This is a genomic window from Paenibacillus lacisediminis, assembly GCF_046567315.2.
In genome coordinates this window covers 138,369-162,849 of the sequence record NZ_JBKIAX020000014.1, presented here as the reverse complement: position 1 = coordinate 162,849, position 24,481 = coordinate 138,369, and the positions used below count along the sequence as shown (strand labels likewise).

At 54.8% G+C, this 24,481-nt stretch carries 25 protein-coding genes and 1 pseudogene; 9 read left to right on the top strand and 17 right to left on the bottom strand.

The features are described from left to right. Positions 1-28 precede the first annotated feature (28 nt). The 3 genes from nagE to hrpB all read right to left on the bottom strand — a co-directional run bounded on the left by nagE (position 29) and on the right by hrpB (position 4,535). Positions 29-1,513 (bottom strand): N-acetylglucosamine-specific PTS transporter subunit IIBC, encoded by a 1,485-nt coding sequence (nagE, locus tag ACLD72_RS23630; protein WP_411003809.1) that lies wholly within the window; start codon positions 1,511-1,513, stop codon positions 29-31. A 28-nt stretch (positions 1,514-1,541) separates the two neighbouring features. Further along, positions 1,542-1,715, bottom strand: coding sequence for a hypothetical protein (locus ACLD72_RS23625; protein WP_411003810.1), 174 nt, complete (start codon positions 1,713-1,715; stop codon positions 1,542-1,544). 126 nt (positions 1,716-1,841) lie between these two features. Continuing rightward, entirely contained in the window at positions 1,842-4,535 is a 2,694-nt protein-coding gene (hrpB, locus tag ACLD72_RS23620; protein WP_411003811.1) for an ATP-dependent helicase HrpB, read from the bottom strand. Positions 4,536-4,657: 122 nt separating this feature from the next. Between hrpB and ACLD72_RS23615 the strand changes: the two genes are divergently transcribed. From ACLD72_RS23615 to gluQRS, 3 genes are all read left to right on the top strand, one after another. Then, positions 4,658-5,392: a hemolysin family protein gene (locus ACLD72_RS23615; RefSeq protein WP_411003812.1), complete on the top strand. Its 735-nt coding sequence runs from the start codon at positions 4,658-4,660 to the stop codon at positions 5,390-5,392. Between the two features lie 66 nt (positions 5,393-5,458). After that, on the top strand, positions 5,459-5,998 hold the full coding sequence (locus ACLD72_RS23610; RefSeq protein ID WP_411003813.1) for a transporter associated domain-containing protein: 540 nt from the start codon (positions 5,459-5,461) through the stop codon (positions 5,996-5,998). Between the two features lie 124 nt (positions 5,999-6,122). Then, positions 6,123-7,082, top strand: a complete 960-nt coding sequence (gene gluQRS, locus ACLD72_RS23605) for a tRNA glutamyl-Q(34) synthetase GluQRS (RefSeq protein ID WP_458476177.1) — start codon at positions 6,123-6,125, stop codon at positions 7,080-7,082. A 72-nt stretch (positions 7,083-7,154) separates the two neighbouring features. Here gluQRS and ACLD72_RS23600 read toward each other — a convergent pair whose 3' ends face one another. The 6 genes from ACLD72_RS23600 to ACLD72_RS23575 form a co-directional block, all read right to left on the bottom strand. After that, positions 7,155-7,520 carry a DUF1992 domain-containing protein gene (locus ACLD72_RS23600; RefSeq protein ID WP_411003815.1) on the bottom strand — a complete coding sequence of 122 codons (366 nt, stop codon included), beginning with the start codon at positions 7,518-7,520 and terminating at the stop codon, positions 7,155-7,157. Between the two features lie 83 nt (positions 7,521-7,603). After that, complete coding sequence (locus ACLD72_RS23595; RefSeq protein ID WP_411003816.1) at positions 7,604-8,413, bottom strand: SDR family oxidoreductase; 810 nt, start codon at positions 8,411-8,413, stop codon at positions 7,604-7,606. 106 nt (positions 8,414-8,519) lie between these two features. Beyond that, positions 8,520-9,155, bottom strand: coding sequence for an ABC-2 transporter permease (locus ACLD72_RS23590; protein ID WP_411003817.1), 636 nt, complete (start codon positions 9,153-9,155; stop codon positions 8,520-8,522). After that, the gene (locus tag ACLD72_RS23585) at positions 9,148-10,014 is read right to left on the bottom strand and encodes an ABC transporter ATP-binding protein (RefSeq protein WP_411003818.1); all 867 of its coding nucleotides are present in this window, start codon (positions 10,012-10,014) and stop codon (positions 9,148-9,150) included. The genes ACLD72_RS23590 and ACLD72_RS23585 overlap by 8 nt, the downstream gene beginning before the upstream one ends. Next, positions 10,011-10,397: a GntR family transcriptional regulator gene (locus ACLD72_RS23580; RefSeq protein ID WP_251587973.1), complete on the bottom strand. Its 387-nt coding sequence runs from the start codon at positions 10,395-10,397 to the stop codon at positions 10,011-10,013. The genes ACLD72_RS23585 and ACLD72_RS23580 overlap by 4 nt, the downstream gene beginning before the upstream one ends. Before the next feature lie 168 nt (positions 10,398-10,565). After that, complete coding sequence (locus tag ACLD72_RS23575) at positions 10,566-11,405, bottom strand: hypothetical protein (RefSeq protein ID WP_411003819.1); 840 nt, start codon at positions 11,403-11,405, stop codon at positions 10,566-10,568. Positions 11,406-11,732: 327 nt separating this feature from the next. On the opposite strand from ACLD72_RS23575, the gene ACLD72_RS23570 reads away from it, so the two are divergent. Next, a complete protein-coding gene (locus tag ACLD72_RS23570; protein WP_128633269.1) occupies positions 11,733-11,972 on the top strand; it encodes a hypothetical protein in 240 nt (79 codons plus the stop codon). A gap of 71 nt (positions 11,973-12,043) precedes the next feature. On the opposite strand, the gene ACLD72_RS23565 is transcribed toward ACLD72_RS23570, so the two are convergent. After that, entirely contained in the window at positions 12,044-13,270 is a 1,227-nt protein-coding gene (locus ACLD72_RS23565) for an MFS transporter (RefSeq protein WP_411003820.1), read from the bottom strand. Between the two features lie 251 nt (positions 13,271-13,521). On the opposite strand from ACLD72_RS23565, the gene ACLD72_RS23560 reads away from it, so the two are divergent. Continuing rightward, entirely contained in the window at positions 13,522-14,307 is a 786-nt protein-coding gene (locus ACLD72_RS23560) for an alpha/beta hydrolase (RefSeq protein ID WP_411003821.1), read from the top strand. A 146-nt stretch (positions 14,308-14,453) separates the two neighbouring features. On the opposite strand, the pseudogene ACLD72_RS23555 reads toward ACLD72_RS23560, so the two are convergent. After that, positions 14,454-14,653 (bottom strand): annotated as a pseudogene (locus tag ACLD72_RS23555) (IS4 family transposase); the annotation flags it as partial. Between the two features lie 287 nt (positions 14,654-14,940). Between ACLD72_RS23555 and ACLD72_RS23550 the strand changes: the two are divergent. After that, on the top strand, positions 14,941-15,843 hold the full coding sequence (locus ACLD72_RS23550; RefSeq protein ID WP_458476176.1) for a transposase: 903 nt from the start codon (positions 14,941-14,943) through the stop codon (positions 15,841-15,843). A gap of 328 nt (positions 15,844-16,171) precedes the next feature. On the opposite strand, the gene ACLD72_RS23545 is transcribed toward ACLD72_RS23550, so the two are convergent. The 4 genes from ACLD72_RS23545 to ACLD72_RS23530 form a co-directional block, all read right to left on the bottom strand. Beyond that, positions 16,172-16,405, bottom strand: a complete 234-nt coding sequence (locus ACLD72_RS23545) for a hypothetical protein (protein ID WP_411001637.1) — start codon at positions 16,403-16,405, stop codon at positions 16,172-16,174. 185 nt (positions 16,406-16,590) lie between these two features. Further along, complete coding sequence (rsgA, locus tag ACLD72_RS23540; protein WP_411001638.1) at positions 16,591-17,676, bottom strand: ribosome small subunit-dependent GTPase A; 1,086 nt, start codon at positions 17,674-17,676, stop codon at positions 16,591-16,593. Between the two features lie 461 nt (positions 17,677-18,137). Continuing rightward, positions 18,138-18,812, bottom strand: coding sequence for an HAD family hydrolase (locus ACLD72_RS23535; protein ID WP_411001639.1), 675 nt, complete (start codon positions 18,810-18,812; stop codon positions 18,138-18,140). 98 nt (positions 18,813-18,910) lie between these two features. Next, entirely contained in the window at positions 18,911-19,381 is a 471-nt protein-coding gene (locus tag ACLD72_RS23530; RefSeq protein ID WP_411001640.1) for a DUF3939 domain-containing protein, read from the bottom strand. Between the two features lie 237 nt (positions 19,382-19,618). Between ACLD72_RS23530 and ACLD72_RS23525 the strand changes: the two genes are divergently transcribed. Then, positions 19,619-20,611: a YpdA family putative bacillithiol disulfide reductase gene (locus ACLD72_RS23525; RefSeq protein WP_411001641.1), complete on the top strand. Its 993-nt coding sequence runs from the start codon at positions 19,619-19,621 to the stop codon at positions 20,609-20,611. Between the two features lie 60 nt (positions 20,612-20,671). Next, positions 20,672-21,124, top strand: coding sequence for a DUF441 domain-containing protein (locus ACLD72_RS23520; protein ID WP_251587997.1), 453 nt, complete (start codon positions 20,672-20,674; stop codon positions 21,122-21,124). A 102-nt stretch (positions 21,125-21,226) separates the two neighbouring features. On the opposite strand, the gene ACLD72_RS23515 is transcribed toward ACLD72_RS23520, so the two are convergent. Further along, the gene (locus tag ACLD72_RS23515; protein WP_411001642.1) at positions 21,227-22,993 is read right to left on the bottom strand and encodes an ABC transporter ATP-binding protein; all 1,767 of its coding nucleotides are present in this window, start codon (positions 22,991-22,993) and stop codon (positions 21,227-21,229) included. 196 nt (positions 22,994-23,189) lie between these two features. Between ACLD72_RS23515 and ACLD72_RS23510 the strand changes: the two genes are divergently transcribed. Beyond that, positions 23,190-23,693, top strand: a complete 504-nt coding sequence (locus ACLD72_RS23510) for an ADP-heptose synthase (RefSeq protein ID WP_411001643.1) — start codon at positions 23,190-23,192, stop codon at positions 23,691-23,693. A gap of 85 nt (positions 23,694-23,778) precedes the next feature. Here ACLD72_RS23510 and ACLD72_RS23505 read toward each other — a convergent pair whose 3' ends face one another. After that, the gene (locus ACLD72_RS23505; RefSeq protein WP_124332770.1) at positions 23,779-24,081 is read right to left on the bottom strand and encodes a HesB/YadR/YfhF family protein; all 303 of its coding nucleotides are present in this window, start codon (positions 24,079-24,081) and stop codon (positions 23,779-23,781) included. Between the last annotated feature and the right edge of the window lie 400 nt (positions 24,082-24,481).

The following is a 24,481-nucleotide window of genomic DNA, read 5'->3' as shown; positions in this document are numbered from 1 at the left end:
CGCCCTGCTGCTTGAAACGTGCATTACCCTACAGCATTTTCTTGATCTCGTCCTTGATCGCTTCGGATTGCGGCCCGAATACGACCTGGACCGCGCCTTTGCCGAGTCTCATGACCCCCGATGCCCCAAGCTGTTTCAATCCGGCATCGTTGACTCTTTTTTCGTCCTTGACGACGAGGCGAAGGCGGGTAATGCACGCATCCACGGACTCGATATTGTCCGGCCCGCCGATTTGCGTGAGTATTTTTGCGGCTCTGCTGTCCGTTCCCGCCGGGGTTTTACCGGCGTTATCCGGGCTTCCTCCTTCTCCCGTTTCCATTTCGAATTCGTTAGGATCATCTGAACGTCCGGGAGTTTTAAGGTTGAACACTTGAATGATCACGCGGAACAGCAGATAGTAAACTACGAAGAAGACAAGCCCTATCGGAATCAGCAACAGTGGTTTTGTAGAGAGTCCATAATTGATCGCATAGTCGATAAAACCCGCTGAGAATCCGAAACCAAGTTTCATACCAAGCGCATAAGTTACAAATGCTGAGATACCGGACAAGACGACATGGACACCATAAAGTACAGGCGCAACGAACATAAAAGAGAACTCTAATGGTTCAGTAATACCCGTCAAGAAAGAGGAAAGAGCAGCACCCAAAAAGATAGACGCAACCATTTTACGTTTTTCTGGTTTAGCTGTGTGAATAATAGCAAATGCTGCTGCTGGAAGACCGAACATCATAACCGGGAAGAAACCTGTCATAAACATACCTGCTGATTTGTCGCCAGCGAAGAAGCGATGCAAGTCGCCATGAATGACATTGCCTGCAGCGTTGGTAAAATCACCGATTTGGAACCATACAATGGTGTTGATAATATGATGCAGTCCAAACGGTACGAGGAGACGGTTAGCAATAATATGAATGGCGGACCCCTTTCCGCCGAGACTCGTAACCCAGTTTCCAAATGTATCCAGAACACTTTGAACCGGACCCCAAATCAAAGCACAAATTAAACCAACGAAAATCATAGCAAAAGCTGTAGCCATAGGTACGAAACGTTTGCCACCGAAGAAGCCAAGCCAATCTGGAAGCTTGATTTTATGGTATTTATTATACAGGTATGCTGAAATGCAACCTACGAAGATACCGCCGAGAACACCCATGTCCAATTTAGTATCTGCTCCTGCTTGCATCAAGCCAGGGAATATTCCTGGTACAATGGCGAGCAACTTAAGTAAGATTAATTGCCCAATGACCGCTGACAAAGCGGCTACGGCGTCTCCAGCTAATCCAATTGCAACCCCGACTGCGAAAATCAGCGGGAGGTTATCAAATATTGTACCACCGCCCGCATTCAAAAACGGGGCAATATAAGTATTAAAAAAACCCCCTACATTCTCCCCAAAATGAAATTCTTTGATGTAGTCAATGTTGCCGAAGCGATTCAGGATTGATGCTGCTGGTAATGTTGCTACCGGAAGCATCAACGACTTCCCGATTTTCTGAAGAAAAGCTAGCATTGAACAATCATCCTTTCACTTTATAAAATTATGTTTTTAAAACCGCCTTTAAAATGGCGCTGCCGCCTGCCTGAACAGGTCCGGTGTACGTTTCCAAGCTGCTGGCCGCTTCGCCGGCGTTTGTTGCTATGATGGGTGAAATAAAAAAAGCCAAGAAAAGAAGCCTATCAAGATAGGAGTAGGACTTCTTCCCTTGACTCATGCCCATTGCTGTCCAACGGTAACACGTCATTTAGGATCGGTTTGCGGTTATGTGCATATCTTAATCCATAATCTGGAACTCGTCAATAGAAAAATGAAAGCGTTTCACAACATGTGAGCTTTGGGCTTATCGGTGGCCATCGGGCCGAACCTTGCGTGTCGGGGTAGCCTGCAGGGGATCATCGGGCCAATAGTGTTTGGGATACCGGCCTTTCAAATCTTTTTTGACCTCAAAGTAAGTGGTCTCCCAAAAACTGCGGAGGTCGGAAGTGATTTGCACCGGTCTGCCCGCCGGGGACAACAGATGCAAAGTCAGCGGGACCCGTCCGTATCCGAGGCGCGGCGTCTCCATGAAGCCAAACACCTCCTGCAAGCGGACCGCGGCATAAGGCGCCTGCGGGTTTTCGTAATGAATCTGGATTTTCGAACCGCTGGGTACCGGTAAATGCGTAGGGGCTTCGGCGTTTAATTCCTGGCGCTGTTCCCAAGTGAGCCGGTTTTCCAGGATGCTGTACAGTGAGATAGCCTGCAAATCCGCGCGTTTGCGAACGCCGGACAAATAAGGAGCAAGCCAGTCCTCCGCCGTAGCGGCCAGCGTGTCATCCGATACGTCCGGCCAACGGTCGTCTATGTGGTGCAAAAAAGCAAGCCTTACCTGCAGTTTCCGCGCTTTGTCGTTCCAGGGCAGAATGTTTACGCCCTTGTCCGCCACTGCCGTGAGCAGCGCCCCGGCCAACTGCTCGGGGTTTGGCTCGGGATCGGGCCGTTCCGCGAGTACGATCGCTCCGAACTTTTGACGGATTCTAGCGCGGACCGTACCGGAAGCATCATCCCAGCTTGCGGTTCGCTCTTCTAAAATCTCTTCCCGGTAGTATTGGCGCAGATCCTCCTCCTCCAAGGGGGCGGCCAACAGAATCCGTCCTTCCGCTCCTTCGTCGTCCACATCGGCTATGGCCAGAAAAGCCGCCACCCCAAGGGACTCTTTTACCGGCAACACGGCCCCGCGCCCGCTGCGCAGCAAATACCGCCCGTCCGGGCGGCGTATGGCGATGCGGTCCGGATAAGCGAAGGAGACCAGCAGGCCGCAATACCGGTCCGGCTGCTGTAGGCCAAGCTCGGCGCGAGGTTGGGCCGGAGGCGCTTGAGCAGACGGAGCTTGGGCAGGCAGAGCTTGGGCAGGCAGAGCTTGGGGCGGCAGCGGCCCGGGAGCCGGCGTCTGGGCGGCCGGCGGCGCGGCCAAGCCTTCAGCGGCAGCGCCGTTGGCAGGCTGATCCAGCTCCAGCAGCCGCGCCTCCCATTGGCGGCCGAGCTGCAGGATGCGCTGCAGGGCGGCCGGGTCCGCCGCCTCCTGCGCCGAACTGGCGCCGCGCGCGCCCTTGGCCGCGTCCAGCACCAGCGCGAGCCGGCGGCGCAGGTCGCCGTCCCGGCCGGCCGCGCCTTTCAGCAGGTCGCGCTCTTCAAGCAGCGCGGCCAAGGAGCAGGCCGGCTCGGCCAGGCCAAGCTCGCGCGCCCGCAGCAGCATATGCGCCAGCCGCGGGTGCAGCCCAAGCGCGGCCATTTGCCGGCCGTGCCCGGTGATGCGGCCGGCGGCATCCAGCGCTCCGAGCTGCTGCAGGAGCAAGCCGGCGCTGGCGTAAGGCGCGGCCGGCGGCGCGTCAAGCCAGGCCAGCTCGTCCGGCGAGCCGGCGCCCCACGCCGCCAGCTCCAGCGCGAGCGGCGCCAGATCCGCCTCGAGGATCTCCGGCGGCGTGCGCGTTGGCAGCGCGCGGTCTTCCGCCTCGCTCCAGAGGCGGTAGCATACGCCGGGCGCGGTTCGCCCGGCGCGGCCCCGCCGCTGATCGGCGGAGTCGCGGGCGGCCCGGACCGTCACCAGGCGGTTCATCCCGGTCCGCGGGGAGAACAAGCTGGTGCGCCGAAGGCCGCTGTCGATGACAACCGTCACGCCGTCCACGGTTAAGCTCGACTCGGCGATCGACGTGGCCAGCACCACCTTGCGCTGGCCCGCCGGCGCCGGCTCGATCGCCCGCCGCTGCGCCTCCTGCGGCAGCGCCCCGTAGAGCGGTGTGAGCAGCACGCCCGCAGGCAGCGGCGATCCCGCAAGCAGCGATTCGACGCGGCGGATCTCCCGGGCGCCGGGCAAAAACACGAGCAAGCTGCCGTCATGCGCCGCCAACGCGCGGCGTACCGCCCGCTCCACCACGGATTCAAGCTGCTCTTTCGCTGCCGGCGCCAGCGACAGGTAAACCGTCTCCACCGGATACATGCGGCCGCGGCTTTGAACAACCGGCGCATTCCCCAACAGCCGGGCGACCGGTTCCGCATCCAGCGTCGCCGACATGATCAACAGCCGCAAATCGTCACGCAGCAGCTCGCGGCTCTGCAGCGCCAGCGCCAGCCCCAAATCGGCGTGCAGACTCCGCTCATGAAATTCGTCAAAAATGATAAGCCCCGTCCCCAGCAGCGCCGGATCCTGCTGCAGCAGCCGGGTCAATATTCCCTCCGTCACAACGGTAATCCGCGTTTTGGGCGACACGCGGCTCTCCCCGCGCATCCGGTAACCCACCGTTTCACCGGCCCGTTCGCTGAGCTGCGCGGCCATATACACGGCGGCGGAACGGGCCGCGAGACGGCGCGGTTCCAGCAAAATGATGTTTTGGCCTTCCATCCACGGCTCGCTTAACAAAGCCAGCGGCGCGCGCGTCGTTTTCCCCGCCCCGGGTTCGGCCAGCAGGACGGCGGCGCCTGCGGTGCGCAGGCTGTCTTTTAACGCGGGAATTGCTTCATCTATAGGCATCGGTTTAGGTTCAGGCAGCTTCTTCATCGTTCTCTCCTCAAGTCACTATTCGTATCGATTTTACCACATTCCCCTTAGCTGTGATCAAAACCGCCTTTTTTGAACAACCTTAATAGAGCAACATCTTTCCAAAGGAGTTTTCGAAAAAGATGAGTGTGTACGGAACCGATCTGATCAAACTTGCTGTTATCTTTGCACTAATTGCGTTCACCGCTTTGTTCGTGGTTGCCGAATATTCGCTGCGCGCGCTTCGCCCCGGACGGGTGGATACGCTGCTGCGGCAAGGCCGTAAAAACGCCGACGCATTAAAAAAACTGGCCGTTCGCTCAGATCAGGCACTGTCGTCCTGCCAGCTCGCCATCACGGCGATCTCCTTAACGCTCGGCTGGCTGGGACAGCCCGCCGTTCGCCAGCTGCTGCGGCCGCTGTTTTTATATATCGGCTTGTCCGAACCGGTGGAATCGTTTTTTTCCTTTTTGATCGCTTTTATTTTCATCACGTATTTGCATGTTGTGCTTGGCGGTCTGGTGCCGCAGGTGCTTGCCGCCCAGAGAGGGGAATTGTTCGCCCTGGCCGCATCCCGGCCGCTTCTCTGGTTCACTACGTTGCTGCATCCTTTTATTTGGCTGCTTAACCGTTCTTCCCGCTGGATCGTTTCCTTGCTTGGCCTTAAACCGCCCGCGGAATGGAACGAAGCGCACAGCATGGAAGAACTGCGGGCCCTGCTCAGCCAAAGCCTGGAAAGCGGACAAATCAACACAAGCGAATATAGTTTCTTGAGCCGGATAATTGCGTTCAACGATAAGCTCGCCAAGGACATCATGGTGCCGCGGACCGACATGGTTTGCCTGCACGCAGGCAGATCGCTAGAAGAAAACCTGTAGATCATTAAGGAAGAGCAGTATACCCGCTACCCCGTGGTCCGGGAAAACAAGGACGACATTATCGGAATGATTAACACCAAGACACTGTTTTTGTCCGATGACGAAACGTTTCGGGTGTCGCTGGATTCACTTGTTCGGCCCGTGATGACAGTTTCGGAAAATATTCCGCTATCAAAGCTGCTGAAAAAAATGCAGAAGGAACGCTCCCACATCGCAATTTTGATCGACGAGTATGGCGGTACGTCCGGGATGGTGACGATCGAGGACATTTTGGAGGAAATCGTCGGCGACATCCGCGACGAATTCGATGCCGAGGAGGAGCAGGAAATTACCGAAGTTGCGGCGAATCATCTCATTGTGGACGGCAAAGTTTCCGTCTCGCTGATTAACGACCTGCTGTTGACCGATCTGGAGGAAGAGGAAGCCGATACGATCGGCGGATGGGTTTATGGGCAAAACATAGATATCGAGGAAGGCACGCAGCTCACGCACGGCGATTTCTGTTTTACGGTGCTGGAGCGGGAAGAAAGCCGGATACGGAAAATTGAAATCGAAAAAATCGGTATCCCCGAGCTTCCGGAAGAAGCTCCCCAGGAACGATTATGAGTGAAGACCGAACTGTTGCAACAAATGTTTCTAATCATGAAACAATTCTAAGGGTTGCCACAAGCACTATTTGGTCCAAAAACGTTGATTCATCATGCACCACATCATAAGGGAAGTGATCACCATGAGACGCGGACGGTTTGCGCCGACGCCTTCCGGCGATATGCATCTGGGCAACGCCAAAATCGCGCTTTTATCCTGGCTCCAGATGCGAGCGGCGGGCGGCGCTTTTGTGCTGCGGATCGAAGATATCGACATCCAACGCTCAAAACCGGAAATCACTGAGCGGATTATCGCCGATCTCCGCTGGCTTGGCCTCGATTGGGACGAGGGGCCCGGTGAGGACGGACCGTGCGGACCGTATTGGCAAAGCCGCAGGATCGCGATGTACGAGGAAGCTTTGGCCAAGCTGGAACAAGACGGCCGCCTGTACCCGTGTTATTGCAGCCGCGCGGAGCTGCTGGCCGTGGCCGGAGCGCCGCACGGGTTAAGCTCGGAAGGCGCGCCGTACCCCGGGATGTGCCGCCATTTAACCGCGGCGGAACGCCGGATTAAGGCGATGGCGAAATCGCCATCGCTTCGTTTCGCCCTGGGCGGCGAAAGCGCCGCCTTCGTGGACGGCATCGCCGGGCCGCAGCCGTTCCCGCCGGGCAGCGGCGGCGACTTCGTGGTGCGGCGGGCGGACGGGCTGTTCTCGTACCAGCTCGCCGTCACCGTCGACGATGCCCTGATGGGCATCACCGACGTGCTGCGCGGCGACGACTTGCTGGACTCCACGCCCCGCCAGCTCCACTTGTACGCCGCGCTCGGATGGTCGCCGCCCGCATTTGCCCACGCCCCGCTCATCCTCGGCGAGGACGGGCGGCGGCTGGCCAAGCGGCACGGCGACCTCGGCATCGGCGCGCTGCGCCAGGCGGGTACGCGGCCGGAGACCGTTATCGGCTGGCTGGCGTTCGTCAGCGGCCTGACCGATCGGCCGGAACCGGCCGCCGCGAGCGAGTTGATCCGCGAGTTCCGGCTGGACAACATCGCCCGCGAGCCGTTTATTCTAACGGAAGCGATGGTGCGCCAGCTGCTGCCGTAACCCCTGCCTTGAAGCAAAGCAGGACCGGCGGCACACCCGGCCTGGGGGTCCTGCCTTCAGCCGAGGAGTAGCCTACTCCAGCTGCTGGCGGATCGCGTCTTCATACTGGCGGAACGCCGGACTATGAGTCAGCCCCCGCTGTTCCGCCAGCATGTTTAACCGCAGCTGCTGCTCAGACAGCTTCTTTTTCAGTTCCCGCTTCTCCTCCTCGTCCTGACAGGCCGCGATCAGGTCGGCCAACCGCAAACATTCGCCGTGCAAATTCAATTCCTCCGGAACGCAACCGGCGTTTTTCAACAATTTGTACGCCATTCGCAGATCTTCCGGAACGGATGATAAATCATCAATTTGGAGCGGCCGCCCATTTCCGGGCAAATCATCGAATTCCCCACGCTTCATCGCTTCGGTTATTTTTTGCTCAGCGAGCCAAGACAGCATTTCATCTCCTCCTTCACGCCTAATGGCTTCTGTCACTCTATCGCCGCAAAGTTCCGCAATACCCAAATAGTTTCCTGTACTTGCTACAGCAGCGATTCCGCGCCGTCGATGACGATTTGGGCGCCGGTGATGTGAATCGCTTCGTCGGAGGCCAAAAAAGCGACCAGGTCGGCGACGTTTTCCGGCTGCCCCGGCCCGTTTGATAACGGCTGTGAGCCTTCCGGATATTTGACCGGGATGACAATCTCCTGCAGGTCCTTGCTTTTTTTCGTGGAAGCGTCGATATTTGTGGCGATCGCTCCCGGACAAATCGCGTTCACGCGGATTTTGAACTTGGCAAGCTCCAAGGCGAGCATTTTGGCAAAAGCGACCTGCCCGGCCTTGGTGGTGCTGTACGCCGACATCCCAAAGCCGGAGAAGGTATAGTTGCCGTTAATGGAACTGGTGATAATAATGCTTCCGCCGCCGCGCTGCTTCAAATACGGGACCGCGTTTTTTACCGTCAAAAACGTGCCGTTCAAGTTGACGCTAATCGTCTTTTCCCATTCTTCAAAGCTAAAATCCTCCACCGGGGCCAGTCTCCCGTTGATGCCGGCGTTTGCGAAGACGATATCGATCCCCCCCATATGCTCGGCCGCCTCACGGACCGCCTTCTCCATCCTCACCGGATCGGCGACGTCCACATCGAAGGCCCGGGCCTCCCCGGCATAGAGGCCGTTGATTTCCTGTTCCGCCTGCTGTGTCCGTTCATCCAGCAGATCGAACAGCGCTACCTTCGCACCTTCGGTAGCCAGCTTGACAGCCGCCGCTTTGCCGATCCCGGAACCGGCTCCGGTTACGATCGCCGTTTTTCCTTCAAAACGCCCGCGCTGGGTTGCTTGATGTCCTGTCATTATCTTACTCACACTCCTGTTTGTTAGAGGTAGTTCAAAAAGTCATTTTTCTGCCTCTTTCCAGATTGCCCATCTAGGGGTGTGATTTAGTCACGATGATTTCTTTTTACAGGTCCCGTTTTGCGAAAATCAGGCATGATATCTTGAAGGAAACGAACACGGCAAGTACCGCCAAGCAGATGCCCATCAAGCCGGAAGCATATGGGTGCTCCCCGAACCGGGCGATCAGCGCCATAGCACGCTCGCTTCCCAACACGCTGTATACGGCGAAGCTGCCTCCAAAAAAGAAGAGCATCATGGCGATATTCAAAAATTGAGCCCCTTTCGGACCAAGCCAAAAATAAAGTGGAATATAAACGGACATGACCAAAATCTGGACCGAAAACACGCCGAGCATATATGCGGGCTCCCAGTTAACGGGAACTCCCTGCAGCACCGCCGCTCCTTTATCCAGCAAAACGCTCAAGAGGAACGCCGCCAGCATAAAAAAGAACGCGGAGGCATATTTGGACAAAACGAGCAGACTGCGGCGCACCGGCAAGTTGACGAGAAACTGCTGGACCGGCAACTGCATGTCGGCGCTAAGCGTCAAAATCAGCACCATCCCCGGCAGCATCCCGTACAAAAACGAGTTGTTCGATTGAATGAATCCGGAGAACACGATGGCATAAACCGCCAACACTCCGGCATAACGTTTCATCAGCAACAGATCCTTGTGCAGCAGCCGAACGATGTTAGACATTTACTTTTCCACCCTTCACCGTAAAATAAATGATCTCTTCCAGTGTCGGCCGATCATACAGCACTTCGCCGCCAAACAGCTCGCGGGCTTGCTCACGGTCCGGCGCCAAGCCTTCGAAGCCAACTCCCGTCTCCCGCACGCCGATCAAAGCTTGGCGCACATCGGCATCCAGCAAGTCGCAGCCGCCTTTGACAAGCACATACCGATCGAGCACGTCATCCTTTGTGTCGGAAAATACCAGGCTCCCGCGATTCAAAAAGGTCACGTAGTCCGCCACCCGGTCGAGATCGGTCGTTAAATGCGTAGAGAACAAAACCGTGTTCTCCCCGCCCATGATATACTCCGCAAGAAGGTCCAGCAGCTCGCGCCGGAAAACGGGGTCAAGCCCCGCCGTCGGCTCATCCATAATGAGCAGGGACGGATGATGCGACAAAGCGAGCGCGATTGCGTATTTCATTTTCATCCCTTTGGAGCAATCCTTGATCTTCTTCCGTTTGGGCAGTTCGAACCGCTCCATATACTGGTCGAATACCGCCTCGTCCCAGCCGGGATAAAACGGGGCAACGATCCGCTTCATTTGCTCCATCGTCAAATAATCATAAAAGATGTTTTCGTCCGAAATATAACCGATATGCTTCTTATACCCGGCATGTTCCGAACCCGCCGTTTCTCCGAGCACCGAAATTTCGCCCCGCTCCGGCAGCACCATGCCCATAATCGCTTTAATCACCGTGCTTTTTCCGGCTCCGTTGGGACCGATCAGCCCGGTAATGTATCCCTTCGGCACCCCAAAGCTCACGTCCGTTAACGCAAAACTTCCGTACCGTTTCGATAATCCTTTAACTTGAATCCCGTTCATTTCTTTGGTCCTCCTTCACTGTCCAAAAGCTTGATCCATTCGATCAATTCCTCCATGCCCACCGGAATGCTGCGGCATTCCTCCAAGACCTCCCGCAGCTTGGCCTCAAGCGCTCTCAGCCGCTGTTCACGGATAAATTCCTGATTGCCGCCGGAAACAAAGGAACCTTTCCCCACCATGGAATCGATGAGCCCCTCCTGCTCCAGCTCGTTATAAGCCCTTTTCGTCGTAATGACGCTGATCTGCAAATCTTTGGCCAACTGGCGAATGGACGGCAGCGCCGTACCTGGGGGAAGCTTCCCCTGCAGGATGCTTTCCCGGATTTGCCGGACGATTTGCAAGTATATCGGCTCGCCCGAGGAGTGGGATAGCAAAATATCCATCGTTCATCTTTCCTTTGTTGTATACTTTGTAAACAATGTATATATACACTATATACACTTAGTTATAAAAAATCAACCCCGCCCGTTTCAAAACAACAAAAAGAGGCCATCCGGGATTTCCCGTTTGACCTCATCTGATCAAGCCGCCTTGCCAAGACGGTCCGATATTTACAGCATTTGCATTCGCGATTCCGCCAGGGACTGCACACGGGTCTCCGCACGGGCTTCCGGCGGCTGACGAAACCACATATGCAGCATGTCCTGAAATTGACTGCGCGGGGTCGGCGTGGCGATCAGCCAGTCTTCTTCAGGTTTGGTGCTGAAGCGGATCAGCCAGTTGATATGATCATTGTTCAGAAAATGCACCGTTTGCAGGTCCCAGCTGCCCCCTGATTTAACGTAAAAACGCAGTTCTCCCTGCGCCGCGGGAGCTTTCAGGCAGCGGGCCAGCGCAATGCTCCCTTCTTCGTCATTCGTCAGCGCGGTAAGTGTTCTGGTCAGCTTCTCCAGGTCCAGCTTCTCCATTTGGCTGATGATCTCTCCAAACCGGCTTCTGGACATCATTAACGCGGGGAGCTCAACATGCGGCGTGTGCGAATTCCATTTCATCTTCAATGTCAGGTCCTCGCACCACTGTTGCATGCCGCCGGAGCTTTCCAACAGCAAACGCGGCGATTCCTCGTGAAGCCGCTCCACCTTAACCATTTGTTTTCCGGCCATATATAAATATTGTTCATACGCCTTCGTCCCGGCCCGAAAATTTAGCCAGCAGCCTTTACCCGCCAGGAATGCAGCAGTCAGACAGGTCGATACGTGCAGGGGCAAGCTTGGCAAATTTTCGCTAAGCGGCGTAGAGTTGTCGTTTTTGCGCAGCCCTCTATGCAAATATTTAAAAAAAGGATGGTCCGCTTCAAACAAATCTCCTGGTCCTAAAGTCTTCGTCAAGTGAAACCAGGAGTATGCATCCAGCTTCACCGTGCCTTTCCGCACGGCACTTGAGACCAACATCTGTCCACCTCCTCATTAGGATCAAAGCTTCATTTTCGTTCCTTTGGTGTAATCATAACACTAATTATTTTTGCAGTGCTCGGAAATTTTTCCCATTCTATTACAATATACCCATAAAAATAGGGCATGAAGCATATTTTTTAGGAGATATGAAACTTTTTTAATTCTGAAAGCGTATTTAAGATAGACGCAAAAAAGAGAGACTTCCGTCCCTCTCCAGTGATTTTTGTCATCAAACATTAATCGAATTATAATGTTTTCTTAATGTTTTTTTAAGTTTCTTACTTTAATATTGTACTATGAAACCACTGTATTGAGGTGATTACGATGAGAATTCTCATTAACTTCCAAAACAATCTCGTTCCCGTTTACTTTAACGTTGACAGCAAGCAGCCTGTACAGCGTACATTAAAACTGCTGACCAGCGCGCTCGAGTACAAATTTTATAACGGCAAACAGGCCTTGAAAAAATGCTTGAGCTCATTGATCAGCATCGAAATCGAAGGTTCCGAAGCGATCCTTCACAGCAAAAGCGAATTCGATACGCTTGCGCTTTCTCTCTATTAATCTAGCAGAAACATCTCAAAAAGAGGCTCCTCCTCATTAGCTCATTCGCTAACGGGAGGAGCCTCTTTCTCTTAACCGGATCTGCCTGCGGCCGAACCGGGGCTTTTGTCGGCATGTCTGCTGTGGAGCAGCGGCTTTAGGAGCAGCGTCACTGCGGTTATCGCCAACAGCGCGCCGTTCATCACAAAGACGAGCGGAATGGAAATCCAGCCGCCAAGGGCGCCCCCTGCGATCGGCCCGACCATATTGCCAAGCTGGCTAGCCGATTGGTTCAGGCTGAAGGCCCGGCCCCGGAACTCCGGCTTCGTCACCTCAACGATCAGTGCGTTCAAAGCCGGGAACACGGCGGCAAAAAACAGGCCGTACACGAAACGAAGCGCCCCGAAGCCAACCTGATTGTGGAAAAGAACCTGCAGAATATTGCCCAGACCACCGCCAATCAGGCCGATCATCAATGTACTCTTGTAGCCGATGCGCCCGCCGATTTTGCCCCAAATCGGCGCTGCGATCACGGTCGCGATGCCCACCGCCGAGAAAATAATGCCCGAACTGAAGGAGGCGTCGGACGCCGAGGCGCCAAGATCGAGCACATAAAGCGAAAGCAGCGGCTCCAGCACCATGACTGAAGCCGTGACGAGCATCACGACGAGCAGATGGCCCATAAACGGACGGTTCGCCGAAGCTTCCTTTAAGTCGTCTAGCACATGGGAGCGTTCGCGGTTGCGGTCGAAGTTCTCTTCCTTAACAAAAATCAAAGCAATCAATGCGGAGAATAGTACCACCGCTCCCGCAACCAGAAAGCATTCGCGGTAACCGATAAACCTGCTGAGTGATCCTCCGACGAGCGGTCCGATAATGCCCCCCGCCGCCCCCGCCGTTGACATGATTCCCAGCGAGTAGCCCACCTGCTTCTCCGGCGTATTCGTCGCCACCAGAGCGATCGCCGACGGCACATAACCGGCTAATAGCCCGGATAAAATACGCACCGCAATGAGCTGGTACGGATCCTGAACCAATGAGTTAAGTATATATACGGCGCACAAGGAAAATCCCGAGCGCAGCAGCATCGGCTTACGTCCGTATTTGTCCGACAGCGATCCCCAGTAAGGGGATATCAAAGCTCCAGCCAAAAACGTAATGCCGAACGCAAAGCCCGACCAAAGGGTCAAATTCGTCGTCACTCCGAGATCATGCGCGATAAACAAAGACATGAACGGAATGACCATGGAATAAGCGGTGCTGCAAAAAAACACCCCGATCCACAGCACGTACAGATTTCTTTTCCAGGGGAATTTCATCTTCCCACCCCCAGCGTTGTCATCTTGATACCCTGGAATTAACCCGTCCTTCATATTGTAGCACGATTTAAACCAGAAATTTTGAAAGATAGAGAAATTATCCCGGACGGGCGTTATAATTGGACTAAAGCCATAAAAGGCAGACGAGGGTTGGCCTTTTTGTGGTTTCATTCCAATCGTGCTTTCGGGAAAACGCTTACGCAAGGCGGTACGGCGTTTTTCTGAATGGCATAAGCAAAGGAGCATGTAAAATGGCACTGTTTCAATGCCGCTTTTTTTCCGGAGTGTTAGGGCTCAGCACGTCGATGACCGTGATTTTGCCGGAGCCCGCTGAGTCGCAAATCGGAATGTCCGCCAAAGGAGTTGCCGGGCCTTATCCGACCCTCTACCTGCTGCACGGTATGTCCGATGACGACTCCATCTGGCTGCGCCGGACGTCGATCGAACGTTATGTATCGGGCATGGGGCTCGCCGTCGTCATGCCCCAGGTCGATTTGAGCTTCTACACCGATATGGCCGAAGGCAACCGGTACTGGACGTTCGTCAGCGAGGAGCTACCGCGGCTCTGCCGTTCGTTCTTCCCGCTGTCCGGACGCCGGGAAGACACATTTGTCGCCGGCCTGTCAATGGGCGGATATGGAGCTTTTAAGCTGGCCTTGCGAAAACCCGAGATGTTTGCCGCGGCAGCCAGCTTATCCGGGGCTTTGGACATCAATGCAAGATTCCGCTTGAACGACGCGAACTTCCCGCTGCTGCGCCGCATCTTTGGGGATGCCGGTCCGCAAAACAGCGAAAACGACCTGCTGGCGCTGCTCGAGCAGACCGGCAAAGACGGTAAGCCGGTGCCTCGGCTGTACCAGTGCTGCGGAACGGAAGATTTTCTGTACGCGGATAACCGGACTTTCCGCGAAGCCTGCGTCCGGCTGGAGATCCCGTTGACCTATGAGGAAGGCCCCGGCGAACATGAGTGGGGCTACTGGGACGCCAAGATCCAAGACGTGCTGAAATGGCTGCCGCTGCAAGCCAAAACGGAGTAAGAAGTTACAAACTCACCTTTATGCAGCAAAAAATCGGCAGACAAGCCTCGATTTAGCTGGGTAAAGCAGCAATCCATTGCCGGAGTTGACGTTGAATCAGAGGCGGACAGTGTCTTCCCGGCTTTTTGGGCTGCTTCGTTAATCAAGAGCATAGGAGATCCCTTGTAAAACGTGCCGGTGGCATGATCTCTAAACGGGCAAACAACTCGACCGCTTTGCTGCGATTCCGCTCAAACATGGAAGCATGGAAGCGTCAACGATGAAGAGAGCGTCACGATTCGCCGAGGTCAGCGCATCTACCTTTTGCACCGTAGCCGCCCTCGAGCAGTGTCACAAATCGACGCCAGGTGCGGGGGCTGTCTAAGAGTTCGTGTCTTGCTGTCTTGGTTTTGGTGCCTTGGTGCCTTGGTGCCTTGGTGCCTTGGTGTCCCTGCCTGCTGCTTGCCTTTGCACGATTATCCCTTTCGTTCAGAGAGCAGGGGGGTGGGGCTAGGCAAGGGTTCCCAAAAAAGAGAGAAGGAAAAAACAAGGCGGTTCAGGTGAGATTTTCAGCTTGTTAAGGGAACGTATGTTTGGTATAATAAAGTAAACGGAACGCACGTTCGTAAATTCTTGATTCGGGGGCGAGCGAATATGGAGGTCAATGCGGGAACGGAACTTCAATCATTCAGCAACCGTTATAACAGCGAGCAGGCCTGCATGGAGGCGCTAATCTCGATGAAGTGGCCGAACGGCTTTGTCTGCCCGCGCTGCGCTCACACCCGGTGCAGCCATCTGACCTCCAGGCATATCCCCTTGTTCGAGTGCGGAAAGTGCAAGCATCAAACGTCGGCTTTGGTCGGTACGATTTTTGAACGAACGCATTTGCCCCTGCTCAAGTGGTTCGAGGCCCTGGATTTATTCCTGCTTGAGGGCGGCATCTCGAAGATGCGACTGAGCCAGGTGACCCGGGTCACCTACAAAACCGCCTGGTTGATGCTGCACAAAATACGCCATGCCGTCGGGGAATTAGATGCCCGGGAGCTGCTCTGCGGAGACGTGAAGGTGAACAGCGATCTGTATGGGTGTAATCCGTCCCGGTGTCAGTTTTCACATCCGTATGCCTCGGCGGTCATAGCGGGATGCACGGTCAAGGAATCGGGCGAGCCGGAGCAGGTCAAAATCCGCCTGGTGCCGCATAAAAGAGGAGACGGACAAAGGGCAAACCGTCACGAACTCGCCGCGTTCATCAACGGGCATGTAGATGTCCGTACATCGTCTGTACAGTCGTTCCCTCTAGCCTTTCGTCTGTATGCGCCTTTGCGGAAAGTGGTGAGAGAGGCGTGGGAATCGCTGAAGAGTACATATATAGCCTTGGGACTGAAGCATCTGCAGGCATATCTTAACGAGTACACCGGACGCCGCCAGCTGCACCTGCCCGGAGCGAAAGAAACGATGCGGCAGAAGTTGCTGCAGATGTGTGTGGCGATTCCGACGATCCCTTACCGCCGGCTGATCGCGCGCCAACCGAACCAGCCCCTTGCGGCTGCGGCCTGATCGAGATGCTAGAACGGTGGGGGGAGTTTGATGTGAATCATTTGCTTGATGGGGATCAACTTGATGGGTGTGAATTAGCATGAACAGTGCGGGCATTGCTGCAGAGGGAAGGGTTCAGGCTACAGCAAAATTACGGTCATTTCGTTTCCCTCGCGTCTTGTCCTTGATCTCCTGCCTTGATCTCTTTGTCTTAATCTCTTGTCCGGTCTGTTTCACCTCCCCTAAACCTGATTCCTTCTCCTAGGCCCGGCTAAATTATCTCGAACCGATCTGCTTCTCCACCAAATATTTTCTTCTCCCGAGCTCGTCTGTTTCTCTGCTACCCTGATCAAACGGGATAATCGTTCAAAGCGTCCGGACAGTGAGTGTTGATCTGCCGCCCACCCCAAAAAAAGAATACTTTAATTCGTTTGGCAGCATCTTCACAGATCAGATCCAGCAGTTGTTCGTTTTTTGCGGGAAGATGGAGGCTCGATGGGATCAACTGCAAAAGTGCATCCAATTTTCCGCCAATCACCATTTTAGAGCGATTGAAATGCACTTTTGCAGTTAAGCTGCCCACTTCGGGGAATTTCGACGAAATTCGCCTGCACTTTCGGCTTTTGCATTTCGTGGCATTTCCCGTCTTCCTTATATCGCAATGTGGCGGGAGTGGCATTCAGTTCCTTCAACGCAAAGGTTTCTTAGCATGTTCAAGTTCCCGAATTGCGGCCTTGAAAACAGTCACGCCCATAAGTCAGGTCCCGACTACTCCCATTCCTGCGCAAACCGCCGGCGCTGCTCTCCCTTGCCGCGGGGAGCGCCGCCTTTACCGGTCCCGGCTTTGGCGGCGCGCTGCCGGCTTTGCTCCTTGGCCGCCTGAAACTTAAGCTCCCGCTGCGTTTTCAGGTAATTGTCCAGCCGTTTGCGTTCGAGCTGCCCGCTGCGCAGCGCTTCCCGGACCGCGCATCCGGCCTCCTTCTGATGCCGGCAATCGCTGAAGCGGCACGCCTTGACCAATTCCTCAATGTCGCTGAACGCTTCCGACCAGCCGCCGTCATCGTCCCACAGCTGCAACTCACGCATCCCCGGCGTATCGATCATGACCGCGCCCTGGGGCAGCACGAACAGCTCCCGGTGCGTCGTCGTATGCCGGCCGCGGCTGTCATCCTCGCGAATATCCTGGGTCCGCTGCATCTCCTCCCCGGCCATCCAGTTGAGAATGGTCGATTTCCCGGCGCCGGACGAGCCAGTCAAGGCGACCGTCACACCCGGTTTCAGCAGCGCATCCACCTGCTCGCGTCCCTGGTTTTCCATGGCGCTGACAACGATAATTGGCACCCCGGGCGCGATCGCTTCCGTTTCGCTGACGTAGCGCTCCGGATCAGGGCATAAATCCGCTTTGCTCAGGACGATCACCGGAGACGCCCCGCTGTTCCAGGCCATAATCAAGTAGCGCTCCAAGCGCCGCAGATTGAAATCCAGATTCAGTGCGGCGACCACAAACAATAGATCGACATTGGACGCGACGATTTGCTCGCTAGGCACCGAACCGGCGGCGCGCCGGGAGATCCGGCTGGTCCGTGGAAGCAGGCCGTGTATCACCGCATCCTGGCTGTCATCCGCCAGAAAACGGAGCGCCACAAAGTCGCCTACCGCCGGAAATTCACTGCGCTCGCCAAGCTCATACTGCAGGCGCCCGGACATTTCCGCCCAGCCTTCGCCCCGCTCCGTAGCCACACGGTATTTGCGTCCGTGGTCGGCCACGACCCTGCCTGCCCAGACCTGCTCAAGGCCCAGCTGGCTTAAAGCGGTTTCCCGCTTTTGATTCCATCCTAAGTTGATCAAATTCAAATGGGTATTCCTCCTAATTGGTTTTTTCGGTTTGATTTTTTACGGTCTCTTGGCGGACCAGCATCAAGCTAAAACAGCGCAAAAAGACGCGAGGCTTATCGCCCCGCGCCTGCTTTGGAAACTGCAGGAAAGCCGCCCCCAATTCCGCGCATATACGCTCATGCAATCGGAATTAGGGCACTGTTCCCTGCGAAGTTACTCCCGGCCGCCCAGTGAAATTTGCTGGCGACCGCAGCAAAAAGCCACGGGACGACAATACGGTCCCGCGGCTGGGTAATCTTTGCACCTTATAGCTACCTCTCGTACATTAACAAAAGGCTAGCGCAAATGCTGTTCCGCCAAGAAGGCCGTACTTACGTCAAAAGTTTCATGAACATAAAGCGTAGACACATGGACTTTTTTCATAATTACCAGCCTCCTTCAAGATTTTGTATTCATCATATTGGATCGCGCAGGCTTTGTCAATCCAGTAGAGGGAGAATTTCATCCAACCCATGAACGGAACGCCAAGGTTCCCCGCCGGCCAACTCCTCGTCCCAGGCATGTTTGCGCTGCAGCCAAATCCCGCGAATCCCGACCTGCGCCGCTCCCCAAATATCGTTGCGAGGATGGTCACCGACGATCACCGCCTTTTCCGGGGGAACGCCAAGCCGCTCCAAAGCCAGCCGGTAAATTTGCGAATCCGGCTTGCGGATATCCACGTCCCCGGATACGACGATCGTGTCAAAATACGACCGCAAGTGGAGCAAATCGATTTTTCCGTGCTGCAAATGGCTGACGCCGTTGGTGATGATGCCTAAACTCAGGCCCCGCGAACGGCAGGCTTCCAATGTCTCCACCGCGTGATCCATCGCCTTGGCGTGAGTCATATAATGACGGTCATAATAAGCCTTAAGCTCTTCCAGGTCGGGCCGCTTTTTCCACGGCAAATGTTCGATCATCTCCCGGAAGAAGCCCTCCTTCGGCCGGTATCCATCGGCATCCCTTTCAATCATATACTCGATCAGCTTATTTCGTTCCTCTTCCAAAGCAGGCAACAGGCATTCCCGCGCCAACTGTTCCGCAAACCGGCGAAACGTATGGTCCCGATCCATCAGCGTATTATCCAAGTCAAACAACACTGCTTCTAGCTGCAATTCAAGTTCCCTCTCTCCCAACATATTCTCTCTCTATTGTAAAACAGGCTGTCAAATGAAAAGAGCGCAAGGCCCTGATCGGGCCCTGCGCTCCAGGCTCACATGATGCGTCTGGGACGATGGGTAAGCAGCATTTCCTGCTCCGTAACATACAGCGGAAACGGCGGCATTTCCTTAAGGTAATGCTCCCGCATTAACAGCCGGTAATCCACTTGGAACTCGCGGGACTGTTCCAATACCGGAAGTTTCCCCTGCTCATCCATGTAATTGTCCACCGCAGGCTGAACCATGTCCAAGTAATAGGGAATCAGGCGGTCGGTTTCATCAAAAATCTCATAGGTTTCCCTGGACAGAAAAAATCGTTGATTCGTAATACCGCCCAAATAACGCGACAATCGCTTCAATTCCAGACTTCCGTCAGGCATTAGCAGCGATAACCGGTTTACACCTTCGGGCATGTCGGCCTCAAAACGCAATACGGCCTGCCTCACCTCATCAAGCGAAACCGAAACGGTATCCGGGGCTCCGACACGAGTTGGCTTTTGTTTTCTTTTGAACCACGACAGCATGTACGGCACCTCCCTAAATCTTTCAAATTTATGGCAAGCGCTTACAATATTAGTTTACTCCAAATTTTGTGTTTTGAGACAGCCGCGCTTCAATTGTCACCCAATGGACACAACATGGCTTGATTTCACCAAAAAACCGCGAATGTCTGGCTATTCATTGGTATTTGCTGTAGGATGGTATTGTTTTGAAAATTCTTTTTTGAAAACCAAAGAAACCAACAAACATAGGAGGAACCCATGCAGGATGTCATCATCATCGGAGCGGGGCCATGCGGACTGTCGGCAGCGATCGAATGCCAGCGGCGCGGACTGCATGTGCTTGTTCTCGAAAAACACTGCTTAGTCCATTCCATCTACTCTTACCCAACCCATATGCAATTTTTCAGTACGGCCGAGCTGCTGGAAATCGGGGATGTGCCGTTTGCTTCCCCCAATGACAAACCTTTCCGCCATGAAGCGCTGGCATATTACAGAAAAGTGAGCGACTTCTACAATGTTCCGGTATCGGCCTATGAGGAAGCCACGGCAGTACAGCGGCAGCCGGACGGCACGTTTATCGTGCGCTCCGTCAAGCGCGGCGGAGAACACGCGGAGTACGCGGCACGGAATGTGATCATTTCGACGGGGTATTTCGATCACCCCAATATTTTGGGCATTCCGGGAGAAAATACCGATAAAGTGTCCCACTATTTCCAGGAGGCCCATCCGTATACCGGGACGAAAGTGACGATTATCGGCGGCAGCAACTCAGCCGTGGACGCGGCGCTGGAGCTCGTTCGCGTGAACGCCGAGGTCACCGTCGTCTATCGGGGAGACGATCTGTCCGGCAATATTAAGCCATGGGTGCGCCCAATCTTCGAGAGCCTGGTAAACAAGGGCAAGGTTGACCTGCGGCTAAACTCCCGGGTGATTGAAATCCATCCGGATCACGTTGTCGTCGAAGCGAACGATAGCGGCGAAAAAACGGCGCTGCCCAACGATTTCGTGCTGGCGTTGACCGGATTCCGTCCAGACCGCAAGCTGCTGTTTGGTGCCGGGGTAGAAATGGCCGGCGATATGGAGAAGCCGGTGTTTGATCCGGAAACGATGGAGTCGAACGTGCCGGGGTTGTACGTCGCGGGGGTCATCGCCTCCGGACGCAACGCCAACGAGGTGTTTATCGAAACCGGACGCGGCCACGGCAAGCTGATCGCGGAGCATATTTTAGCCACCCGTTCCGCTGAAAAGTAACGCGCCAAAAAGGCGCAAGGCCAAGCTCGGATTTGTCCATATAAGGAGGTGCGAAGCACCATGAATCAAATCGATCTGACTGCGCTGCTGCTTTTGTTTCTGGCCGCGCTGGGGATCTTCAGCAGCAATATGCCGATTACGGTGGCGATGATCGTCCTCCTGCTGCTGCGCGTGCTGCATTTGAACAGCACGTTCCCCTGGCTGGACAAATACGGGCTGACGATCGGCATTATTATTTTAACCATTGGGGTCATGAGCCCTGTCGCCAGCGGGAAAATCTCGATTCAGACGCTGTGGGGATCTTTTCTCAACTGGAAATCGTTGCTCGCCATCGGCGTCGGTATGCTTGTCGCCTGGCTTGGCGGCCGCGGAGCGGCGCTCATGGGCAGTCAGCCGACCGTCGTCGCGGGGCTGCTCATCGGCACGGTGCTCGGCGTTGCGTTTTTCCGCGGCGTCCCTGTCGGCCCGCTGATCGCCGCCGGGATTTTGTCGCTGGTGATCGGGAAGCTGTAACGAAAACCCGCACAATACAAAAGAGGTTGTTCCCGGAACGCTGTGAACCGGAACAACCTCTTTTTATTGGGAGCTAACCGCCGACGGTCAAGGCAGAGCCAGTCATGATCCAACCTCCACCGGGTTTAAATTCTGGATATTGTACAACTGCGCGTACACACCGTCCGGTTTGGCCATCAGCTCATCGTGCGTGCCGCGTTCGGCGATTTCGCCGTCCTTCATGACGATGATTTGGTCGGCATGGGTGATCGTGGACAGGCGGTGCGCGACGATCAGCGTCGTGCGGCTGTGCGCAAGCTGCAGCAGCGACTGTTGGATCAGGTGCTCTGACTCCAGATCGAGCGCGGACGTCGCCTCGTCGAGGATGAGGATCGGCGGGTCCTTCAAGAACACGCGGGCGATGGCGATCCGCTGCTTCTGGCCGCCGGACAGCTTCACGCCGCGCTCCCCGACCTCGGTGTCGTAGCCGCTTGACAGCTGCATGATAAAATCATGCGCATTGGCCGCTTTCGCCGCAGCGATTACCGCCTCCTCATCAGCGTCCGGGCGGCCGAACAGGATGTTGTCGCGCACGCTGCCGCTAAACAGGAAATTGTCCTGCAGCACCATCCCGATCCCGCGGCGCAAGCTTTCCATCGTCCACTGCCGGACATCCCGTCCCCCGACGATCACCTCCCCTTTCTGAATATCGTAGAAACGGGGAATCAAACCTACCAGCGACGATTTCCCGCCGCCGCTCATGCCGACGAACGCCACCGTTTGCCCGGGCGCCGCGGCAAACGAAATATCCTTCAGCACCCACTGCCCCTGCTCCTGGTACCTAAACCAAACGTTTTGGAACGCCAAGCCGTGGCTGCCCCGGGGCAGCGCCGCCGCGTCCGGCTCATCGGTCATGTCGTAAGGCTCCTCCAGCAGCTCTAGCACCCGTTCCCACGAGGCGGAGGCCTGCGTCAGCGTCGTCGACGAATTGATCAGCCGCTTCAGCGGGGCATACAAACGGTCCAGATAGCCGAAAAAGGCCACAAACGTGCCCAGCGTCAAATGCCCCTGAATCACCTGATAACCGCCGTATCCGATCACAAGCAGCGGCGCGATGTCGGTCATCGTGTTGATGATGGCGAACGTCCAAGCGTTCCAACGGCTGTGGGCCATCGCTTTTTGCAAATACTTGCCGTTGATCCCTTCGAACTTCTTGCGGTCGTGCCGCTCCAGCGCAAAGCTGCGGATGACCGAGATTCCCTGAATGCGCTCATGCAAATAAGCCTGAATACCCGCCAGAGCCGCGGACCGGTCTTTGGTCAGCTTTTTCAGCCGCTTGTACAGCACCTTGACCGCGATGGCGTACAGCGGAAAAATCGCGATCGACACCAGCGCCAGCAGCGGGTTCAAATAAAACATAAATCCCAACACGAACACGAGCGTAAACGTGTCCAGCCAGACATTCATCATCCCGACTTCAACGATGTTTTTCGTCTGCTCCGCGTCGTTGATGAAGCGGGAAATGATTTCCCCCACCTTCGTGTTCTGATAATACCGCAGCGACAGCCTTTGCAGATGCCCGTACAGCCGGTTCCGCAGATCAAACAAAATCCGCGCCGTAATAAACTGGGCAAAATACTGCCGTGCATATTCCACCGGTCCGCGAACGATGACAAACAAAAACAACGTGATTCCGAGCACGATCATCAACTGCGACAGCTTTTGCCCGGCCGCCATGCTCCCGTTCAGTAAAATATCGTCCACCACGTACTTTTGCACGAGCGGAAGCAGCGACGGAATGCCGAACTTCAGTATGCCGATGAACAAAGTCAAGATAATCCATTTCGTATAAGGCCGGACAAACGTAAAATAGGCTTTCCAATATTTCAACTGAGCGCACATCCCTCTCTTGGTAAAAAATATCATTTTTTCGCAATGGCAACATATCCCGGTTTTGGGGATATACGCCGATTTTCGCAAGGCAAAGCTGAATTTATAAACCGGTTGTGGTATACTCCATTATAATTGATAACTCACTATGAAAATAACGCAGCAACGAGGCACAGGCCGGTTTAGGAGGATGACCATGTCACGCCGATTTGTCATTGAAGCCGTGATGGTGGCGATTTATGGAGAATTGCTGGTGCCCCAGGTACCTGTTGAATATATTGTACCCTACACCACCGTCATGGAGCTCTATGAATTTCAGAATAGCCCGGAACCGTTAATGAACGATCCGGCCGACGATTTTCACGTCAAACAAAAAATAGGCGAGCTGATCACTTATTTGGAGGAGCCGCTGAACCGCAAGAAGCTTGAACGCGCATTAAACGTACCCTGGTCCAAAAGCCCGTCCATTTTGTTCGGCGATAAAATATCCTGGACCGTCGTCAATGCGGTCGACAATGAACAATACGGCGAATTTCTCGACCCGATCGAAACGGAAATCGTGCTCACCGCCCACCGGGAGAACGTCCCGATTTTAACTGATCAATTGGAGCTGATCCGGCGGATCATCGAAGCGGAAATGCCGGTCCAAGTGTTTGATATCGGCGATTTTGAATTTGCTATGGAAGACAGCATTATTTAATTGGGGAAACGGCAGAAAAGGCCCGTAAAGAACGGGCCCTGTTTCGTTATGGCATGCGGCTGCTTGCGCTGCCGGCGATAGGCGGTCAGTTTGGGAGTGCCGCCTCGTATTTATATTCAATGTCGCCAAGCCCCTCGTCATACGTCACATTCAAATGATAGCCGTCCAAATACCACTTATCCTGGTCCTCCATGTAGAACGTGATGCCCTCCACCTCCGAAGTCAAGGCCGGCGATACCGGACGATCGACTCCGATGCCAAGCGAGAACCCCGGATACAGTTTCCCCCCCGAGCTGTAGCGGGCGAAAAAGCGCACGGCTTGCCCGTTTTTCAGGTCCAACTCCCGCTTAAACCATTCGGCCGCTTCTTGTGTAACGTGGATCATCAGATTCTCCCCTCTCCTTTTTCTTTTATTGTAGACCAAACCGGGCCGATTGCCAAACCCTTGTTCGGATCGAAAAAATAAAGTTTGACTTCTTCTTGAATCCGGTGATACAATCGGGAACATACAAGACCGCATTTTCAAGTAATTACCAAATAGAAGAAAGGGTGAGCACGGTGATCAAGTTTAAAGATTTCGACGTACGTCCGCATATGCCCGCATATGTTTATGGACCATTCACAACCGAATACCGGAGCAGCCCTAACTCGTTTGGACCCAACTAAACGCTGACCGCCCCTCCATTTATCATAGGGAAGGATTCGGCGCAGGAATAATCTGCGGGGCTGCTTCTGATCTAGAGCGGCGTACGCGGCATATGTTAAGGTTTTTGAAGGCATATCGTTTA

What these genes read in the sequence shown, in the direction of transcription:
- nagE (WP_411003809.1), bottom strand. Translation starts at nt 1,513, where the DNA reads ATGCTAGCTTTTCTTCAGAAAATCGGGAAGTCGTTGATGCTTCCGGTA.
- ACLD72_RS23625 (WP_411003810.1), bottom strand. Translation starts at nt 1,715, where the DNA reads ATGAGTCAAGGGAAGAAGTCCTACTCCTATCTTGATAGGCTTCTTTTC.
- hrpB (WP_411003811.1), bottom strand. Translation starts at nt 4,535, where the DNA reads ATGAAGAAGCTGCCTGAACCTAAACCGATGCCTATAGATGAAGCAATT.
- ACLD72_RS23615 (WP_411003812.1), top strand. Translation starts at nt 4,658, where the DNA reads ATGAGTGTGTACGGAACCGATCTGATCAAACTTGCTGTTATCTTTGCA.
- ACLD72_RS23610 (WP_411003813.1), top strand. Translation starts at nt 5,459, where the DNA reads ATGATTAACACCAAGACACTGTTTTTGTCCGATGACGAAACGTTTCGG.
- gluQRS (WP_458476177.1), top strand. Translation starts at nt 6,123, where the DNA reads ATGAGACGCGGACGGTTTGCGCCGACGCCTTCCGGCGATATGCATCTG.
- ACLD72_RS23600 (WP_411003815.1), bottom strand. Translation starts at nt 7,520, where the DNA reads ATGCTGTCTTGGCTCGCTGAGCAAAAAATAACCGAAGCGATGAAGCGT.
- ACLD72_RS23595 (WP_411003816.1), bottom strand. Translation starts at nt 8,413, where the DNA reads ATGACAGGACATCAAGCAACCCAGCGCGGGCGTTTTGAAGGAAAAACG.
- ACLD72_RS23590 (WP_411003817.1), bottom strand. Translation starts at nt 9,155, where the DNA reads ATGTCTAACATCGTTCGGCTGCTGCACAAGGATCTGTTGCTGATGAAA.
- ACLD72_RS23585 (WP_411003818.1), bottom strand. Translation starts at nt 10,014, where the DNA reads ATGAACGGGATTCAAGTTAAAGGATTATCGAAACGGTACGGAAGTTTT.
- ACLD72_RS23580 (WP_251587973.1), bottom strand. Translation starts at nt 10,397, where the DNA reads ATGGATATTTTGCTATCCCACTCCTCGGGCGAGCCGATATACTTGCAA.
- ACLD72_RS23575 (WP_411003819.1), bottom strand. Translation starts at nt 11,405, where the DNA reads ATGTTGGTCTCAAGTGCCGTGCGGAAAGGCACGGTGAAGCTGGATGCA.
- ACLD72_RS23570 (WP_128633269.1), top strand. Translation starts at nt 11,733, where the DNA reads ATGAGAATTCTCATTAACTTCCAAAACAATCTCGTTCCCGTTTACTTT.
- ACLD72_RS23565 (WP_411003820.1), bottom strand. Translation starts at nt 13,270, where the DNA reads ATGAAATTCCCCTGGAAAAGAAATCTGTACGTGCTGTGGATCGGGGTG.
- ACLD72_RS23560 (WP_411003821.1), top strand. Translation starts at nt 13,522, where the DNA reads ATGGCACTGTTTCAATGCCGCTTTTTTTCCGGAGTGTTAGGGCTCAGC.
- ACLD72_RS23550 (WP_458476176.1), top strand. Translation starts at nt 14,941, where the DNA reads ATGGAGGTCAATGCGGGAACGGAACTTCAATCATTCAGCAACCGTTAT.
- ACLD72_RS23530 (WP_411001640.1), bottom strand. Translation starts at nt 19,381, where the DNA reads ATGCTGTCGTGGTTCAAAAGAAAACAAAAGCCAACTCGTGTCGGAGCC.
- ACLD72_RS23525 (WP_411001641.1), top strand. Translation starts at nt 19,619, where the DNA reads ATGCAGGATGTCATCATCATCGGAGCGGGGCCATGCGGACTGTCGGCA.
- ACLD72_RS23520 (WP_251587997.1), top strand. Translation starts at nt 20,672, where the DNA reads ATGAATCAAATCGATCTGACTGCGCTGCTGCTTTTGTTTCTGGCCGCG.
- ACLD72_RS23510 (WP_411001643.1), top strand. Translation starts at nt 23,190, where the DNA reads ATGTCACGCCGATTTGTCATTGAAGCCGTGATGGTGGCGATTTATGGA.